The 15,831-nt window shown below is 68.6% G+C and carries 16 protein-coding genes; 10 read left to right on the top strand and 6 right to left on the bottom strand.

The window, feature by feature from the left end; all coding sequences use genetic code 11:
- Positions 1-849, bottom strand: coding sequence for an alpha/beta fold hydrolase (locus tag FDA38_RS41470; protein ID WP_137256643.1), 849 nt, complete (start codon positions 847-849; stop codon positions 1-3).
- An 82-nt stretch (positions 850-931) separates the two neighbouring features.
- Here FDA38_RS41470 and FDA38_RS41465 point away from each other — a divergent pair, with 82 nt between their 5' ends.
- From FDA38_RS41465 to FDA38_RS41450, 7 genes are all read left to right on the top strand, one after another.
- Positions 932-2,389 (top strand): purine-cytosine permease family protein, encoded by a 1,458-nt coding sequence (locus tag FDA38_RS41465; protein WP_170989860.1) that lies wholly within the window; start codon positions 932-934, stop codon positions 2,387-2,389.
- Positions 2,389-2,904, top strand: a complete 516-nt coding sequence (locus tag FDA38_RS41460) for a cysteine hydrolase family protein (RefSeq protein ID WP_137256642.1) — start codon at positions 2,389-2,391, stop codon at positions 2,902-2,904. Before FDA38_RS41465 ends, FDA38_RS41460 begins: the two co-directional genes overlap by 1 nt.
- Positions 2,904-3,611 (top strand): GntR family transcriptional regulator, encoded by a 708-nt coding sequence (locus tag FDA38_RS41455; protein WP_137256641.1) that lies wholly within the window; start codon positions 2,904-2,906, stop codon positions 3,609-3,611. Before FDA38_RS41460 ends, FDA38_RS41455 begins: the two co-directional genes overlap by 1 nt.
- An 828-nt stretch (positions 3,612-4,439) precedes the next feature.
- Positions 4,440-4,592: a hypothetical protein gene (locus FDA38_RS42555; protein ID WP_170989859.1), complete on the top strand. Its 153-nt coding sequence runs from the start codon at positions 4,440-4,442 to the stop codon at positions 4,590-4,592.
- Positions 4,593-4,865: 273 nt separating this feature from the next.
- Positions 4,866-4,994, top strand: coding sequence for a hypothetical protein (locus FDA38_RS43520; RefSeq protein ID WP_267901761.1), 129 nt, complete (start codon positions 4,866-4,868; stop codon positions 4,992-4,994).
- Between the two features lie 13 nt (positions 4,995-5,007).
- Positions 5,008-5,178: a hypothetical protein gene (locus FDA38_RS42550; RefSeq protein WP_170989858.1), complete on the top strand. Its 171-nt coding sequence runs from the start codon at positions 5,008-5,010 to the stop codon at positions 5,176-5,178.
- Positions 5,179-5,288: 110 nt separating this feature from the next.
- On the top strand, positions 5,289-8,228 hold the full coding sequence (locus FDA38_RS41450; protein ID WP_233714925.1) for a helix-turn-helix transcriptional regulator: 2,940 nt from the start codon (positions 5,289-5,291) through the stop codon (positions 8,226-8,228).
- Here the strand turns inward: FDA38_RS41450 and FDA38_RS41445 are convergent.
- Both FDA38_RS41445 and FDA38_RS41440 read right to left on the bottom strand, forming a co-directional pair.
- A complete protein-coding gene (locus tag FDA38_RS41445) occupies positions 8,225-8,440 on the bottom strand; it encodes a hypothetical protein (RefSeq protein WP_137256640.1) in 216 nt (71 codons plus the stop codon). The two genes, FDA38_RS41450 and FDA38_RS41445, sit on opposite strands and share 4 nt — an antisense overlap.
- Before the next feature lie 168 nt (positions 8,441-8,608).
- The gene (locus FDA38_RS41440; RefSeq protein WP_137256639.1) at positions 8,609-9,631 is read right to left on the bottom strand and encodes a dipeptidase; all 1,023 of its coding nucleotides are present in this window, start codon (positions 9,629-9,631) and stop codon (positions 8,609-8,611) included.
- A 22-nt stretch (positions 9,632-9,653) separates the two neighbouring features.
- Between FDA38_RS41440 and FDA38_RS41435 the strand changes: the two genes are divergently transcribed.
- Positions 9,654-10,553, top strand: a complete 900-nt coding sequence (locus FDA38_RS41435) for an ornithine cyclodeaminase family protein (protein ID WP_137256638.1) — start codon at positions 9,654-9,656, stop codon at positions 10,551-10,553.
- A gap of 5 nt (positions 10,554-10,558) precedes the next feature.
- Here FDA38_RS41435 and FDA38_RS41430 read toward each other — a convergent pair whose 3' ends face one another.
- The gene (locus tag FDA38_RS41430; protein WP_137256637.1) at positions 10,559-10,915 is read right to left on the bottom strand and encodes an NADH-quinone oxidoreductase subunit A; all 357 of its coding nucleotides are present in this window, start codon (positions 10,913-10,915) and stop codon (positions 10,559-10,561) included.
- 10 nt (positions 10,916-10,925) lie between these two features.
- Complete coding sequence (locus tag FDA38_RS41425) at positions 10,926-11,720, bottom strand: hypothetical protein (protein WP_137256636.1); 795 nt, start codon at positions 11,718-11,720, stop codon at positions 10,926-10,928.
- 268 nt (positions 11,721-11,988) lie between these two features.
- Between FDA38_RS41425 and FDA38_RS41420 the strand changes: the two genes are divergently transcribed.
- Together FDA38_RS41420 and FDA38_RS41415 are read left to right on the top strand one after the other, a co-directional pair.
- Positions 11,989-14,013, top strand: a complete 2,025-nt coding sequence (locus FDA38_RS41420) for a 2-oxoacid:acceptor oxidoreductase subunit alpha (protein WP_233714924.1) — start codon at positions 11,989-11,991, stop codon at positions 14,011-14,013.
- Positions 14,010-15,089, top strand: coding sequence for a 2-oxoacid:ferredoxin oxidoreductase subunit beta (locus tag FDA38_RS41415; RefSeq protein ID WP_137256635.1), 1,080 nt, complete (start codon positions 14,010-14,012; stop codon positions 15,087-15,089). Before FDA38_RS41420 ends, FDA38_RS41415 begins: the two co-directional genes overlap by 4 nt.
- Here FDA38_RS41415 and FDA38_RS41410 read toward each other — a convergent pair.
- Complete coding sequence (locus tag FDA38_RS41410) at positions 15,082-15,831, bottom strand: alpha/beta fold hydrolase (protein WP_137256634.1); 750 nt, start codon at positions 15,829-15,831, stop codon at positions 15,082-15,084. The genes FDA38_RS41415 and FDA38_RS41410 overlap by 8 nt on opposite strands.

Genomic DNA, 15,831 nt, shown 5'->3' with positions numbered 1-15,831 from the left:
TCAGCCTAGTCCGACAATCTCCTCCGCGAGGACCTCCGGGTATTCGAGCGGCGCGTAGTGGCCGACACCGTCGACGTACCGCACCCGGACGTCGCTGAAGAAGTCGTCCACCCGATCGGACCACGCCCGCGGGAACAACGGGTCGAACTCCGGCCACAGCACCACCGTCGGTACGGCGATCCGGTCGTACAACGGCGGCGCCGTCTCAGCCGCAGACACCGCGACCGCCCCAGCCCCCGCCCGGTACCACTGGATCGACGCCGTGAACGCGCCCGGCTGCGAATACGCCTCCACCAGGTGGTCGAGCTCCGGCTCGAACCCCGGCCCGGACCAGTGCGTCCAGAAATGGTTCAGGTACGAGCGGACCGCCTCCGGCTTCCCGTCGATCAGCTCCTCGATCACCGGCAGCCGATGGAACGACTGGTACCAGAACTCCGCCTGCGCGTGCTCGGAGAACACCCGCTTCCCGATCCCCGGCAGCGGCGGCGCGATCACCAGGCCCTCGATCAGCTCGGGCTGCGAACGCGCGATCGCCTGGGCGATCCGGCTGCCGATGTCGTATCCAACGAGCACCGGCCGATCCAGCCCGAGCTCCTCGATCAGCGCCAGCACGCTTCGCCCCTGCGCGGCGGCTGCGTACTGCGCCGGGTCGGTGTCGGTCGCGTCCGACTCACCGAACCCGCGCAGATCCGGTACGACGACCTCGGTACCGCGCTCGACCAGCAACGGCCTGAGCCGTCTGTAGTCCGTGTGGTCCCCGGGCCAACCGTGCAGCAGCACGACCGCGGGCCCTTCACCCTCCCGTTCGTACGCCAGCCTGAACCCGTCGACCTCTGCGCTGAGCTCCATGGGTTCATTGTTGACCACCCGACCGGCCGGGCTTACCGTGATTGAACAGGACTGAACAGGTCCACTCCGGTGGGGAGACACCATGGCTGATCAGCTCGAGGTGCAGCAGACCCGGGCGCTCTCGGTGGAGAGCAACGGGCTGAACGTGATCGCCGACGCGGACCGGAAGGGCCGTCCCAGCCAGCTGTTCTGGCCGTGGTTCGGCGCGAACGTCTCCGTCCTGGGGCTGAGCTACGGCGCGTTCGCGCTCGGGTTCGGGATCTCGTTCTGGCAGGCGGTGATCGCCGGCGTGATCGGGGTGGTGTTCTCGTTCCTGCTCTGCGGGTTGATCGCACTGGCCGGTAAGCGCGGATCGGCGCCGACGATGGTGCTCAGCCGCGCCGCGTTCGGTGTCCGGGGCAACAAGCTTCCGTCGCTCGTCTCGTGGTTGCTGACCGTCGGCTGGGAGACCGTGCTGACGATCCTCGCGACGCTCGCGACGGCGACCGTGTTCGAGCGGCTCGGCTGGGGCGGCGGCAATGTCACCAAGGTGATCGCGCTGGTCGTCGTCGGTCTGCTGACGGTCGCTTGCGGCGTACTCGGATTCGACCTGATCATGCGCGCGCAGACGGTCATCACGATTGTCACCGGCGTACTCACCGTCGTTTACATGATCCTGGTCGCCGACCAGATCCACTGGAGCACGGTGTCCGCGCTGCCGAGCGGTTCTGCGCAGGCGGTGATCGGCGCACTGGTGTTCCTGATGACGGGCTTCGGGCTCGGCTGGGTGAACGCGGCCGCGGACTACTCGCGGTACCTCCCCCGCCGGGCGTCGAGTCGCGGCGTGGTCGGCTGGACGACGTTCGGCGGTTCGGTGGCTCCCGTCGTACTGCTGATCTTCGGTCTGCTGCTCGCGGGTTCGTCCCCGGACCTGAGCAAGGCGATCGGCGCCGACCCGATCGGCGCGCTCGCGGAGGCGTTGCCGACGTGGTTCCTGGTGCCGTTCGTGATCGTCGCGGTGCTCGGTCTGGTCGGCGGCGCCGTACTCGACATCTACTCGTCCGGGCTCGCGCTGCTGTCGCTCGGCCTGCCGGTCAAGCGGTACGTCGCGGCGTTCATCGACGGTGTCGTGATGATCGGCGGGACGATCTACGTCGTCTTCTACGGCGGCGACTTCCTCGGGCAGTTCCAGGGGTTCCTGATCACGCTCGGCGTACCGATCGCGGCCTGGTGCGGGATCATGCTCGCCGACATCGCGGCCCGGCAGCGGAACTACGCCGAGGACGACCTGTACCGGGCGAACGGGCGGTACGGCGACGTGCAGTGGTTGCCCGTGGCCACGATGCTCGTTGCCACCGGCATCGGCTGGGGACTCGTCACGAACACGCTGGCGTCGTGGCTGACCTGGCAGGGCTACCTGCTCGGGCCGTTCGCCCTCGGCGGCAAGGACGGCGCGTGGGCGTACGCGAACCTCGGCGTACTGGTGGCGCTGGTGATCGGGTTCCTCGTGCAGTGGTTCGGCCGCGGGGCCGCCGTACGCCGGCAGGAGGCGGCTGCCTGATGGTGCTGGCACTGATCGATTTGCAGCGGATCTTCGCGGATCCGAAGTCCGGCTGGGCGACGCCGGGGTTCGAGCGGGTGATCGAGCCGACGAAGCAGCTGATCTCGATCTTCGGGGCGGATGTCGTCTTCACGCGGTTCGTGGCGCCGGAGAAGCCGAGCGGTGCGTGGGTGCCGTACTACGAGGAGTTTCCATTTGCGTTGCAGCCGCCGGATGCTGACGACTATCAGCTCGTCGACGAGTTCAAGGGCGCTCCAACTCTGGACAAGACGACCTTTGGTGCCTGGGGTCCTGCGCTCGCGGCGCGGGCGGATGGGCGGCTGGTGCTGGGCGGGGTGACGACGGACTGCTGCGTGATCAGTACGGCGCTGGCCGCGGTCGACGCCGGCGTACAGGTCCAAGTGGTCGAAGAGGCGTGCGCGGGATCGACCGACGAGAACCACCACAAGGCGCTCGACATCATGCGTCTCTATGCACCGATGATCGAGATCGTGAGCGTGGAGCAGTTGCGGTGATGCGCCGGATCTCCCTGAAACACGAACGGGTCGCGCGGGTCCTCGCGCGGGAGATCAGGTCCGGCGTCGTACGGCGAGGCGCGCAACTGCCGGGCGAGGTGGAACTGGCTCGCCGATTCTCGGTCAGCCGGAACACGGTCCGGGCGGCACTCGCGGTGCTGGCCGAGGACGAGCTGATCGCGACGCATACCGGCAAGGGGTCGTATGTGCTGTTCGACGGGCGACCGCTGGACGGGCGGTTGGGGTGGACGCACGCGCTGTCGGCGCAGGGCGTCGAGACCCGGATGCGAACGGTCCGGATCGAACGCGAGGACGATCCGGGGCTGGCGTCGCGGCTCGGCCTCGAGTCGGCGGAGGTGGTGGTGATCGAGCGGGTCCGACAGCTGACGGACGGTACGGCGATCTCGCTCGAACGCAGCCGGATCCCGGCGCTGGACTCCCTCCGCGATCTGCCCGAACGCGGTCTGTACAACGACTCGATCAGCGTCACACTCAACCGTGCCGGCCTCTACCTCGACCACTGCGAACAACGCCTCCGCGGCCGCCCACTCACCCCCGTCGAAGCCGGTCACCTGAACCGCCCCGACAACACCTGGTTCCTCCACACCACCCGCACCAGCTGGACCGCCGACGACCGCTTCGCCGAACACGCCGACGAACTCCTGGACCCAGAACACTACGAACTGAGCCTGTCCTACCGCAGCTGACCTCCCGCGCGTGTTCCCCCGCCTGCTCCGCAGGCGCTTTCTTCGTCGCTCCACTCCTCAGCGCACCCACTCCACACGCACCCCACCCACCCCCGGCTCAGCGCCGTGCATCCCCTTCCGGCTATCGCCGGACCGTGCCGGCTGCCGCCGGGTGCTTCCGGCTTATCGCCGGGAGTGGCCGGCTGCCGCCGGAGTGTTCGGCTCATCGCCGGGAGTGCCGGCTGCCGCCGGAGTGGCCGGCTATCGCCGGGTTTCCGGCTTATCGCCGGGTCTGCGGGCTGCCGCCCGTACCCGTGCGCGCTGCCGCGCGGTGACCGCCTCGGGGTGCGGCCTGACCGTAGACGGTCGAGCGACTTGTGGACCCGTTGGCCTGCGCGCCACCGGTCTCGGCCACCTGCGTCGATGTACTCCGGCAGGGCGACGCGTCCGGGTTGAGGGCCGCCGCTGCGGGTCCACTTCACCGACGACGAGCACGCCCCGCCACGGTGCGGTCGCTCCGAGCGCAGCGAGGAACTCCGGCGGCAGCCGGCAACTCGGCGATAAGCCGCACACCCGGCGATAAGCCGGCAACTCCGGCGACAGCCGGCACGTCCGGCGATAGCCGGAAGGGGATGCACGGCGCTGAGCCGGGGGTGGGCGGGTGCGTGCGGAGCGGGTGCGCTGAGGAGCAGCGCGACGAAGAAAGCATCCGCGTAGCACGCGGGGTAGGCGGTCCCGGCGTACCTAAGGCGTTAGTTGCCTCTGGCATAGGGAGTTGTGCGGATGTGGGCCGCCTCCTCAGGGGCGCACTGTCTTCTCATCGACAGGAGCTCGGAGGAGATCATGTTCATGTACTCGACCGACGCGGTGCGGGCCGAGATCAAGTACCGGCAGGAACGCATCCGGCACGACTTCCAGCGTCCGTTCTGGTTCCAGCGCAAGCAGAAGCAGCAGCCGCCCGCGCCCTGTGCGCCCGAGCTGCGTGCCCGTCCGGCGATGTGACCGCCAGGTCACCGCCCCAGGCCCCCTCCCCACAGGCGCGGGCGGCGCTCCGCGGCCGGCCGCGCCGCCGTCTTCCAGGGCATCTCCCAACAGCCCGCAGGCCCGCGGACCCCGCCGTTTTCGAGCGCCTTAGGCACCTCCTAGGACCCCCTAAGAACACCTAAGGCAGAGCGGCCCCCGGGGATAGGGAGGAGTTCCGATGTGCGGGCCTACCTCAGACGAGCAGATTGGTACCTGTCAGCAAGGAGCTGGCACCGAAAGACGGAGGAAGACATGTACACGAACGAATCGGTCAAGGCAGAGGTCGCGTACCGCAGGGAGCGTCTCAGCCGTGACTTCCGGCAGCACCGGAACACCGGGGCCCGCCGGACCATCAGCCAGCTGTTCGGCCGGAAAGCCTGAAGGGAGGGAAACAATGTTCAACACTCCTCTGAGCCAGGACACGATCAAGGCGGAGACCGCGTACCGCCTCGAGCGGACCAAGCGTGACTTCGGGAACGTGACCCGCAAGCAGCGCCCGGCGAAGGGTTCGCAGCCCGAGCCGCGGCACTCGCGCCGGGCCCTCCGACCCACCACGGCCCGATGACCGCCCCAGCCGCCGTCCCTGATCACGCGATCAGGGACGGCGCTCTTTTTCCCGCAAAGTCTCACGCTGACAGCAGAACCGGGGCTCCGCGGACGGGATACCGTCGATTTGTGTCGGCTCCAGGGGCGAAGATGGACGACGTGCCCTGGAACTCGACACCTCTCGTCGGCCGCTCGACCGAGATGGCTGCCCTGCTGAGCGCCGTGGACGACGCGAAAACGCGTCGCGCCGGCGCCGTACTGCTGTCCGGTGATGCCGGCGTCGGCAAGACCCGGATGCTGGACGAGGTGGCAACCGGTGCGCACGAGCGCGGTTTCGGCGTACTCGTCGGACACTGCACCGACTTCGGCGACGCCGGCCTGCCGTACCAGCCGTTCTCCGAGATCTTCGGCCGCCTCGCCGGCGACCGCCCCGACCTCGTCGAGAGTGTGCTGGCCAACTTCCCCGCGATCAGCCGGCTGCTCCCCGCTCACCGTCTGCTCAGCGCGCAGCCCGTGCCGCAAGAGGGTCAGCTCGACCGCGCCGCGCTGTTCGATGCCGTGCTCGGAGCGTTCACCGCGCTCGCCACCAGCGAGCCGATCCTGGTGATCATCGAGGACGCCCACTGGGCCGACGACTCGACCCGGGACCTGATCGGTTTCCTCATCACCCGACTGACCTCGCAGCGCCTGGCCCTGGTCGTGTCGTACCGCAGCGACGACCTGCACCGCCGCCATCCGCTCCGCCGGCCGATCGCCGAGTGGTCCCGCAACCCTCGGGTACGCCGGGTGAACCTGCTCCCCCTCGACGCCGACGAGTCCCGCACGCTGCTCCACTCGTTGCTCGCCGAGCCGCTGTCCGCGGTCGAGGAGCGTCGCATCCTCGAGCGCGCCGGCGGGAACGCATTCTTCACCGAGGAGCTGGCCGCCGCGGCCTCGATGGGTGACGGCGACACTGTGCCGCCCGATCTCGCCGATCTGCTGCTGGTCCGCCTCGACCCGCTGTCGGACGACGCGCGCCAGGTCGCCCGCGTGATCGCGGTCGCCGGCCGCCGCGTCCCGCACGATCTCCTCACGGCGGTCGCGAAGCTGCCGGATCGCGAGCTCGACGACGCGCTGCGCGAGCTGATCGACGCGCACATCATCGACGTACCGACCAACGATCGGTACTACTTCCGCCACGCCCTGCTGGCCGAGGCCGTGTACGACGATCTGCTGCCGGGCGAGCGTGTCCGCGAGCACGCGGCGTACGTGCAAGCCCTGGAAGACAAGACAGTCGCGGGTACGGCGGCTGAGCTGGCGGGGCATGCCACGCGGTCGCACGACCTGGCCACTGCGTTCGAGGCTCGCGTCCGGGCCGGGCAGGAAGCGCTGTCCGTCGCCGCGCCGCAGGAGGCGTTGAAGCACTACGAGATGGCCCTCGAGCTGTTCCCGAACGCAGCGCCGACAAGCACGGTCGACAAGACCTGGCTGATCGTCGACACCGCGATGGCGGCCACGCTGTCCTCGCAGCACCTGCGCGCGCTCAAGCTGCTCCGGAAGGCGCTGGCCGATCTGCCGCCGGACGCACCGAAGCTGCAGCGGGCCGAGCTGCTCCTGCCGCTGGCCGATATCGCGCTGATCATCGACCAGGACAAGGAGGCCAGCGAGGCGATCTCGCAGGCGCTCAAGCTGGTCCACGACGATCCGTCCAGTGCGTTCAAGGCGCAGGTCGCGTCGCTCTACGCCCGGGTGTCCGACGCGCTCGGTCGTCCGATGGAGGCAGAGCGCTGGGCGCATCGCGCGCTCGAGATCGCCCGCGAGGCCGGTCAGGAGTCCGCAGCCAGCGACGCCGGGATCACGCTCGCTCAGCTCCGCCGCCGGGCCGGCGATCCGGAGACGGCGGCCAAGCAGTTGGAGGAGGCCGCCGTACGGGCGCAGCTCACCGGCGATCCCGCTGCCGAGGTGCGAAGCCGGTTCTTGCTCGGGTCGACGCACTACGAGCAGGGCGACCTGCTGAACGCGAAGGCCGCGTTGTCGTTCGCAGCCAAGCGAGCGGGTGAGCTCGGACGGCAATGGGCCGTGTACGGGTTCGACGCGCGGCGGATGCTGGCGTTGACCCAGTTCATGCTCGGCGAGTGGGACGAGGCGGCCGCGACGGCGCAGACTGATTCGATGACGCCGGCGGCGGCTGCGGCGGCGCTGCGGGCGGTGGAGTTCTCGGTGCGGAGCGGGCGTGGTGATACCGCGGTCGCCGAGGAGTTCGAGATGTCCCGGAAGTGGTGGGACCTCGACATCATGCTGCCGATCATCGGGCTCCAGCCGGCCGTCGACGCGTACCGGCAGCTGGATCAGCCGGCCGAGGCGGAGAAGCTGATCACCGACGTGTCAGCGCTGTGCGCCGATGTGTTCCAGACGGAGTGGTTCCTGGGGCGGATCCGGTTCGCGACGCTCGGGCTGCAGCTGCTGTGCCACCGCGCCGTCGGTGAGCCGTCGGCGGCCGCGGAGCTGGTCTCGCGCGGCGCGGAGCTGGTCGCGGCCGGGCAGGCGACCGCTGAGAAGGGCATGCCGCCGGGACGGTTGATGGGCGTCGAAGGACTCGCCTGGCTTGCGCGGCTGGAGTCGGAGTGGGATCGGCTGCGGTGGCTGGCCGGAGTGGACGCGCCGACGCCGGAGGAGCATGTCGCCGCCTGGGAGCGGACGACGGACGCCTTCGGGTACGGGTATGTCTTCGAGCAGGCGTGGTCGCGGGTCCGCTTGTCCGCAGCGCTGCGGGCCGCGGGCCGGGTCGCCGAGGCGAATGAGCAGACAGCGATGGCCGCCGAGGTCGGTCGTGAACTGGGGTCGAAGCCGCTGCTCGACGAGACCGGTGGCGGCGAGACCGCCGGCGCCAGTGCGCTGACGTCGCGGGAGACCGAAGTACTGCGGTTGCTTGCGGAGGGACGCACCAACCGGCAGCTGGCGCGCGAGCTGTACATCAGCGAGAAGACGGTCAGCGTGCACGTCTCGAACATCCTCGCGAAGCTCGGCGTCCGCTCGCGGACCGAGGCGGCGGCCGTGGCGCGCCGGGACGGACTGCTCGACGCCGATTAGCCGTGCTGGCGGCGGCGATTGGGCTCGGGGTGGGCGTGCCGTGCACGAGCCCGGGCCAGGTCGTCGGCCGTGACCGGCGGAGTCATGCGGATCGGGCGGTTGAGATCGGTGATGTCGTCGAAGACTTTACGGGCGTGCCGCATTCGCGCCGCCGCCACCAGCACCAGACCTGCAGCAGCGAGTGCAATCACTACCCACAGTTGCCACGACATAGCCTCACCGTCCGGTATTCGCCCCGTTCCCCCGTGTAATCACGATAGCCCTGAACTGACCACTTGGCGACAGTCCGTACGCATACCGTTAAGACGCGCATTTGAAACTCATGTTTGTTGCCCAGCGCAATCACAAACGGTGACCAGGCAACTAGGCTTGACGTCTGGTCAGAGATTACTGTGAGTAGTCAGAATCCGGGTCAGATTCTGGCCCAGGGTTTTCCGAATCGTTGCTTCCGGCAAACCCCGGCGGACCAGCGCGTCGGTGACCAGGGGCATGCCGCCCGGCCCTTCTAGGCCGGGAACGTAGAGCTCGGCGTCCAGGCCCTGGATGACGACGGGCCGGTCGCAGGCGGGGATCTTCTCGCCGAAGACCTCGGCGACGAAGTCGCTGCCCAGGCCGACATGATCCTCGCCGGCGACGTCGAGGATGTGGACGATGTGGTCGGCGAGGTGGTCGACCGTCGGCTTCTCCTCGGTGGTGAGGAAGCCAGCGAAGAAGTTCACGCAGACCACGCCGCCGGTCGCGGCGATCCCGCGGAGCTGCTCGTCGGTCAGGTTGCGGTGGTGGTCGCGCAGCGCGAACGCGCTCGAGTGCGACGCGACTACCGGCTTGGTCGCCAGCTCGAGGATGTGCTCGACCCCGGCGCGGCCGACGTGGGATACGTCGATCAGTACGCCGAGCTCCTCGAGCAATCCAACCGCCTCGACGCCGGCATGCGTCAACCGCCCGCCGGTTGCGTCCTCGCCGGAACCGTCACCCAGCGCGCTGCGACCGAAATGCGTGAACGAGACCATCCGTACGCCGAGCCGGTGCAGCGTCTGCAGGAGTTCGACGTCGGTGTCGATCTGCGGGCAGCCTTCGAGCGCGAGTACCAGCGCGATCTTGCCCGCGGCCGTGGTGGCCTCGATGTCGCCAGGCGCCGTACACAACGCGACCTCGTCGGAGTTCGCCGCCGCGATCCGGTGTGCAGCCTCGATCATCCGCAGCGTCTCGCGGAGCGCGCCCTCGGGCAGGAACTCCGAGTCGATGAACACCGGCAGCACCTGTACGTCGATCCCGCCGTCGCGCAACTGCGGGATCCAGCGCTCCCGGAAGTACGTCGACCAGACGTCCTTGGGCCGTCTTGCCACCAGCATCAAGAGGTCGTTGTGCCCATCGGCCACGATTGCGTCACGGTGCAGATCCATCGCGCCAGAATATGCTCGGCGGGTGAAGGTGCTTTCTGCTGAGGATGTACTCCGCCTGGTTCCGATGAGTACGGCGGTCGACGCGGTGCGGGACGCGTTCCGCGAGCTGGCGGCCGGGAACTTCGTGCTGCCACCGCGGCAGATCTTCGGCGACGGGACGGTGCTCGTGATGTCGGCGTACCACACGCCGACCGGGACCGCGGTCGTCAAGAAGATCGGGATCGCGCTCGACCAGGTACCGGCGATCCGCGCCACCGTGATCTGGACCGGCAACGGCGAACAACTGGTCGCCGACGGCAGCTCGATCACCACCCTGCGCACCGGCGCAGTCGTCGGCGTCGCAACCGATCTACTGGCTCAAGCCGGCGCCACCCGCCTCACCCTGATCGGCACCGGCGCCCAAGCCGCAGACCAGGTCCGCGCAGTTCTCGCCGTGCGACCCATCACTCAGATCACCATCACCGGCCGATCGGCTGACCGCGCAACGGCCCTCGCCGACCAGTTGGCGACCGAATTCCCCGAGGCGAAGTTCACCCCAAGCACCAGCGTCGAAGAGTCAATCGCCGACACCGACATCATCTGCTGCGCAACGTCCTCCACCACCCCACTCTTCGACGCCGACGCCCTCCCCACCACGGTCCACGTCAACGCCATCGGCGCCTTCCGCCCCACCATGCGAGAACTCCCCCGCAACCTCCTCACCACCGCATCCACAGTCGTAGTCGACCAACGCGAAGCCGCCCTCGAGGAGTCCGGCGAGGTAATCGACGCAATCAACTCCGGAGCCCTCGCCGAAACCGACCTCGTCGAACTCGGCCCCGCGCTCTCCAACCCACCAACGCGAGAAGGCCGCACAGTCTTCAAATCCGTAGGTGTGGGCGCCCAAGACTGGGCAATCGCCGCCGCCCTCGCGAACAGCTAGACCGACTAGGTCCAGCGGATGACGCCCTTGCGGTAGGCGTAGAGGAGGCCTACCGCTACGAAGGCCAGGAAGATGAACATCTCGATGAGAGTGGCGTAGCCGAGGGTGCTGAAAACTGTGGCCCAGGGGAAGAGGTAGATCGCGTCTACGGCGAAGATCACGTAGAGGTAGGCGAACAGGTAGTAGCGGATGTGGACCTGGGCCCAGCCCTCGCCGACCGGGTCTACGCCGGACTCGTAGGTCTTGAGTTTGCCCTCGGTCGGGTAGGTGACCGTCAGCGCCTTGTTCAGCGCGAACGCGCCGAGCAGCCCGACCAGGCCGAGCGCGACCACCGCGGCGATGACGCCATAGCTGTCCGACACAGGCAGCAGCTTAGTTCGTGCAGAGCAGGAGCGAGTCGATCGAAACGTACGGGCCGTACCCGGACCGGATGTCCGCGACCTGCAGCCGCAACCGCGTCACGCCGGAGATGTCGTAGTTCAGCCAGGTCTCGGTCTCCTGTTGCATCCGGATCGACGTCATCGCCGTCGTCCCGTTGTGCAGCGACACCCGCACGAGACCATCGGTCAGATTGCCGAGCCAGTTCCGCACGTACCGGCACCCCGTCGAGTCCACTTCGCCCCAGACATACCCGCCCTGGTTCGCCAGCAGATCCGCCTCGGCCCGCCGCGGCCCTTCGTTCGGCGGTACGACGGTGAACTGCGGCTGCCCCGCTCCGCCCGCGGCGACCAGCCCTTTCTTGAACATCCCGCGCCACACGTAGTGCTTGAAGCTGATCATCGGCGACACCACCGCGGCGTACGGCGCCTGTGCACCGACCGCGATCCGGTACGTCCGGATCGACCCGGGCTGGACCGTGGTGATCGTCACGCTGCTGCCGGACGAGTACCCGTGCGCGACCTCCTGCCACCGCTTCAACGACGGGATCCATTGATGCAGCGGGATCCGCGTCCCCGCCGTGGGCGCCGGCGTCAGCGTCCCGACCACCGTGATCACACCCTTGGTCGCGTCCGTCGTCCGGATGCTCGCGATCTTCGCAGTCCGAACCTGCGCCGCGACGGCCGCGGACGCCGTACTGCCGAGACTCAGCGCGCTGTCCGCCGGGGCGATCGGGGCCGCGCAACCGGCCAGCAGCAACGTCAGCAGTCCGACCAGCACACGACGCATGAAACAGCTCCTCGAAGTCACAGCTTGATGACGACACCCTGCCGGTTCTCACTTCGGATCGCAAGCGAGCCGCTGCGGAGTGTGACACTGGAAGGTTTCGTCCGTACCTGACCCAACGACCCGTTAAGACCGCGTCCCAGGCTGTGGACCACCGGGGCTTCCGCATGGTTCTGTTCTAAGGGCGAACTAATATTGGGGTTATCGCCCTGACGGGGGGATCGGCCTGTTGCCCACAAGGCGGCCGGACGACCCAAGCTTCGACTTGGAGATGAAAAGAACAGTGACCATCGAGGTCAAGCAGCTCGACCGCGTGGTGATCCGCTTCGCCGGCGATTCCGGTGACGGGATGCAGCTCACGGGGGACAGGTTCACCGCAGAAACAGCTTCGTTCGGCAATGACCTGTCGACGTTGCCCAACTTCCCAGCCGAGATCCGGGCACCAGCCGGAACCCTGCCGGGAGTGTCGTCCTTCCAGCTCCACTTCGCCGACCACGACATCCTCACGCCTGGCGACGCGCCCGACGTGCTGATCGCGATGAACCCGGCGGCCCTGAAGGCGAACCTCAAGGACGTCCCTCGCGGCGCCACGCTGATCGTCGACACCGCGGACTTCACCGCCCGCAACCTGAAGCGGATCGGGTACGACGAGAACCCGCTGGAGACCGGCGAGCTCGACGCCTACCACGTGGTCCCGCTCAACCTGACCGGTATGACGGTGGAGTCGGTCAAGGAGTTCGGCCTGACCCGCAAGGACGCGTCCCGGGCGAAGAACATGTACGCCCTCGGCCTGGTGTCCTGGCTGTTCCAGCGGCCGGTCGAGTCGACGATCACGTTCCTCCAGACCAAGTTCGCGGGCAAACCGGACATCCGGGACGCGAACATCGCCGCCTTCCGCGCGGGCTACAACTTCGGCGAGACCGCCGAGGAGTTCTCGGTCCGGTACGAAGTGAAGCCGGCCAGCATGGCCACCGGCACCTACCGGAACATCTCCGGCAACCTCGCGCTGGCGTACGGCCTGGTGGCGGGCGCCCAGCGCGCCGGCCTGCCGCTGGTCCTCGGCGCGTATCCGATCACCCCGGCCTCCGACGTACTGCACGAGCTGTCCAAGCTCAAGCGGTTCAACGTCACCACGATCCAGGCCGAGGACGAGATCGCCGGTGTCGGCGCGGCGCTCGGTGCGTCGTTCGGCGGCGCGCTCGGTGTGACCACGTCGTCCGGTCCGGGGATCAGCCTGAAGTCCGAGACGATCGGTCTCGGCGTGATGCTCGAGCTGCCGCTGGTCGTCTGCGACATCCAGCGCGCCGGCCCGTCGACCGGTATGCCGACCAAGACCGAGCAGGCCGACCTGTTGCAGGTGATGTTCGGCCGCAACGGCGAGGCCCCGCTGCCCGTCCTCGCGGCCCAGTCCCCCGCGGACTGCTTCGCGATCGCGGTCGAGGCGGCCCGGATCGCGATCACCTACCGCACGCCGGTGATCGTGCTGTCCGACGGCTATCTGGCGAACGGTTCCGAGCCGTGGAAGATCCCGGCTGTCGCCGACCTTCCGACGATCGAGCCGAACTTCACCCTCGAGCCGAACGCGACCAACGACAAGGGCGAGCCCACCTACCTCCCCTACCTGCGCGACCCGGAGACCCTGGCCCGTGCCTGGGCCGTCCCGGGTACGGCGGGTCTGGACCACCGGATCGGTGGTCTGGAGAAGGAGGACAAGACCGGCAACATCTCCTACGACCCGGCCAACCACGACCTGATGATCCGCACCCGCCAGGCCAAGGTGGACGCGGTCGCCCGGTCGATCCCGCCGATCGAGGTCGACGACCCCGACGGTACGGCGAAGGTCCTGGTGCTCGGATGGGGTTCGACGTACGGCCCGATCGGCGCCGGCGTCCGCCGGGTCCGCGCGGTCGGCGGAAAGATCGCGCAGGCGCACCTGCGGCACCTGAACCCGTTCCCGTCGAACCTCGGCGATCTGATCCGCAGCTACGACAAGGTCCTGGTCCCCGAGATGAACCTCGGCCAGCTCGCGATGCTGCTGCGGGCGAAGTACCTGGTCGACGTCGTCTCCTACGCGCAGGTTCGCGGTATGCCGCTGGGCGCCGCGGAGCTTGCCGAGGTGATCGGCAACCTGGTCGAGGAGACCGCCGGCATCGACGACGACGCCCGTCACCTCGGTTCGGCCGCCGCCGGACTGACGCACGGCGAGGCGCTGCGCACCGAGCCGAACGGCCGTACCAACGGTCAGCCCAACGGTCAGTCCAACGGCCAACTGCACGAGTCGGAGGGAGCACGATGAGCACGGTCGACCTCGGCCTGCCGAGTCTGCCCGGTGGCCTGCGTGGCGTACCGGCCGCGACCGAGCCGCAGAACCGCAAGGAGTACGTGTCGGACCAGGAGGTCCGCTGGTGCCCGGGTTGCGGCGACTACGCCGTACTCGCGGCCTTCCAGGGGTTCCTGCCCGAGCTCGGGATCAAGCGCGAGAACGTCGCGATGGTGTCCGGGATCGGTTGTTCCTCACGGTTCCCGTACTACCTGTCGACGTACGGCATGCACTCGATCCACGGGCGCGCGCCGGCGATCGCGACCGGGCTGGCGGTGTCGCGTCCGGACCTCAGCGTGTGGGTCGTCACCGGTGACGGCGACGCGCTGTCGATCGGCGGCAACCACCTGATCCACACACTGCGCCGCAACGTGAACATGAAGATCCTGCTGTTCAACAACCGGATCTACGGCCTGACCAAGGGCCAGTACTCGCCGACCTCGGAGCCGGGCAAGGTGACGAAGTCGACGCCGATGGGCTCGGTCGACAACCCGTTCAACCCGGTCTCGCTGGCGCTCGGCGCGGAGGCGACGTTCGTGGCCCGGACGGTCGACTCCGACCGCAAGCACCTCACCTCGGTGCTGCGCGCCGCCGCCGAGCACCGCGGTACGGCCTTCGTCGAGATCTACCAGAACTGCCCGATCTTCAACGACAACGCGTTCGAGGCGTTCAAGGACCCGGAGACCCGGGACGACGCGATCATCCCGCTGGTTCACGGCGAGCCGATCCGCTTCGGCAAGGACGGGCATCTCGGGGTGGTGCGTGACGGGTTCGCGTCTCTCGCCGTACGCGAGGTTGCGGACCTGCCCGGCGGCGAGGCGGATCTCGTCATCCACGACGCGCACACGGACGATCCGGCGTACGCGTTCGCGCTGTCGCGGCTGACCGATGCGGGCGTGCTGCACCAGGCCCCGATCGGCGTGTTCCGCTCGGTCGAGCGTCCGGCGTACGACGACCTGGTCCGTCAGCAGATCGCCACCGCCCAGGAGGCACAGGGCACCGGCGACCTGCAGGCCCTCGTCACCGGCGCCGACACCTGGACGATCAGCTAGCGAGGAACTCCCGGACGACTTTCTGGAAGCCGTCCGGGTCTTCCACCCACGGGTAGTGCCCGACACCGTCGAGCACTACCCGTTCTGCGTTGGGCAGCGCGTCCAGCAGGCTGTCGGTGACGTACGGCGGCCGCAGGTCTTCAGCGCCGTGCACCAGGAGCGTCGGTACGACGGCCCGCGCGCAGGCCGCGGCCCGATCCGGCAGGGCGTGCAGCTCCGCCCGTAAGGCCTCTGCACACACCGGATTCGGCTCGAACCAGGGCGTGTTCAACTTCCTCGACCAGTCGACGGCCGTCTCCCGATCGGCGATGTTCACGGAGATCTGGGCGATCCAGGGATCGTCCTCCGGAGTCTCGGCCAGCAACGCAGCACGCCTCGCGCGGTAGTCGGCCGGCGGACCGTCGAGGCCGACCGACGACACCAGCACCAACCGCTCGACGGCGTGTGGATGCGCTTGGGCATATTCCAAGGCGAGCGCAGCTCCCCACGAATGTCCGATGACGATGCACGGGTCGGGGCCGGCGACCGTGGCCAGGTCGGCGACGTACCGGTCGAGGGTGTACGGGCCGCGGCGGTCGGATCGGCCGCATCCTCGTTGGTCCCACCTATGCAAGGTGAACCCGGGGAGCGACAGGTGGTGGAACACGTCCCACCATCCCGGACCGCCATGCACCAGAACGACGCGCGGGCCGTCGCCGGTGACGTCGGTCCAGATCCGGCAGCCGTCATCCGTTGTCAGCAT

It is taken from the genome of Kribbella jiaozuonensis, from assembly GCF_005233875.1.
GTDB lineage: Bacteria > Actinomycetota > Actinomycetes > Propionibacteriales > Kribbellaceae > Kribbella > Kribbella jiaozuonensis.
The sequence above is the reverse complement of the archived record's forward strand: the minus strand, read 5'-3'. Positions and strand labels throughout refer to the sequence as shown.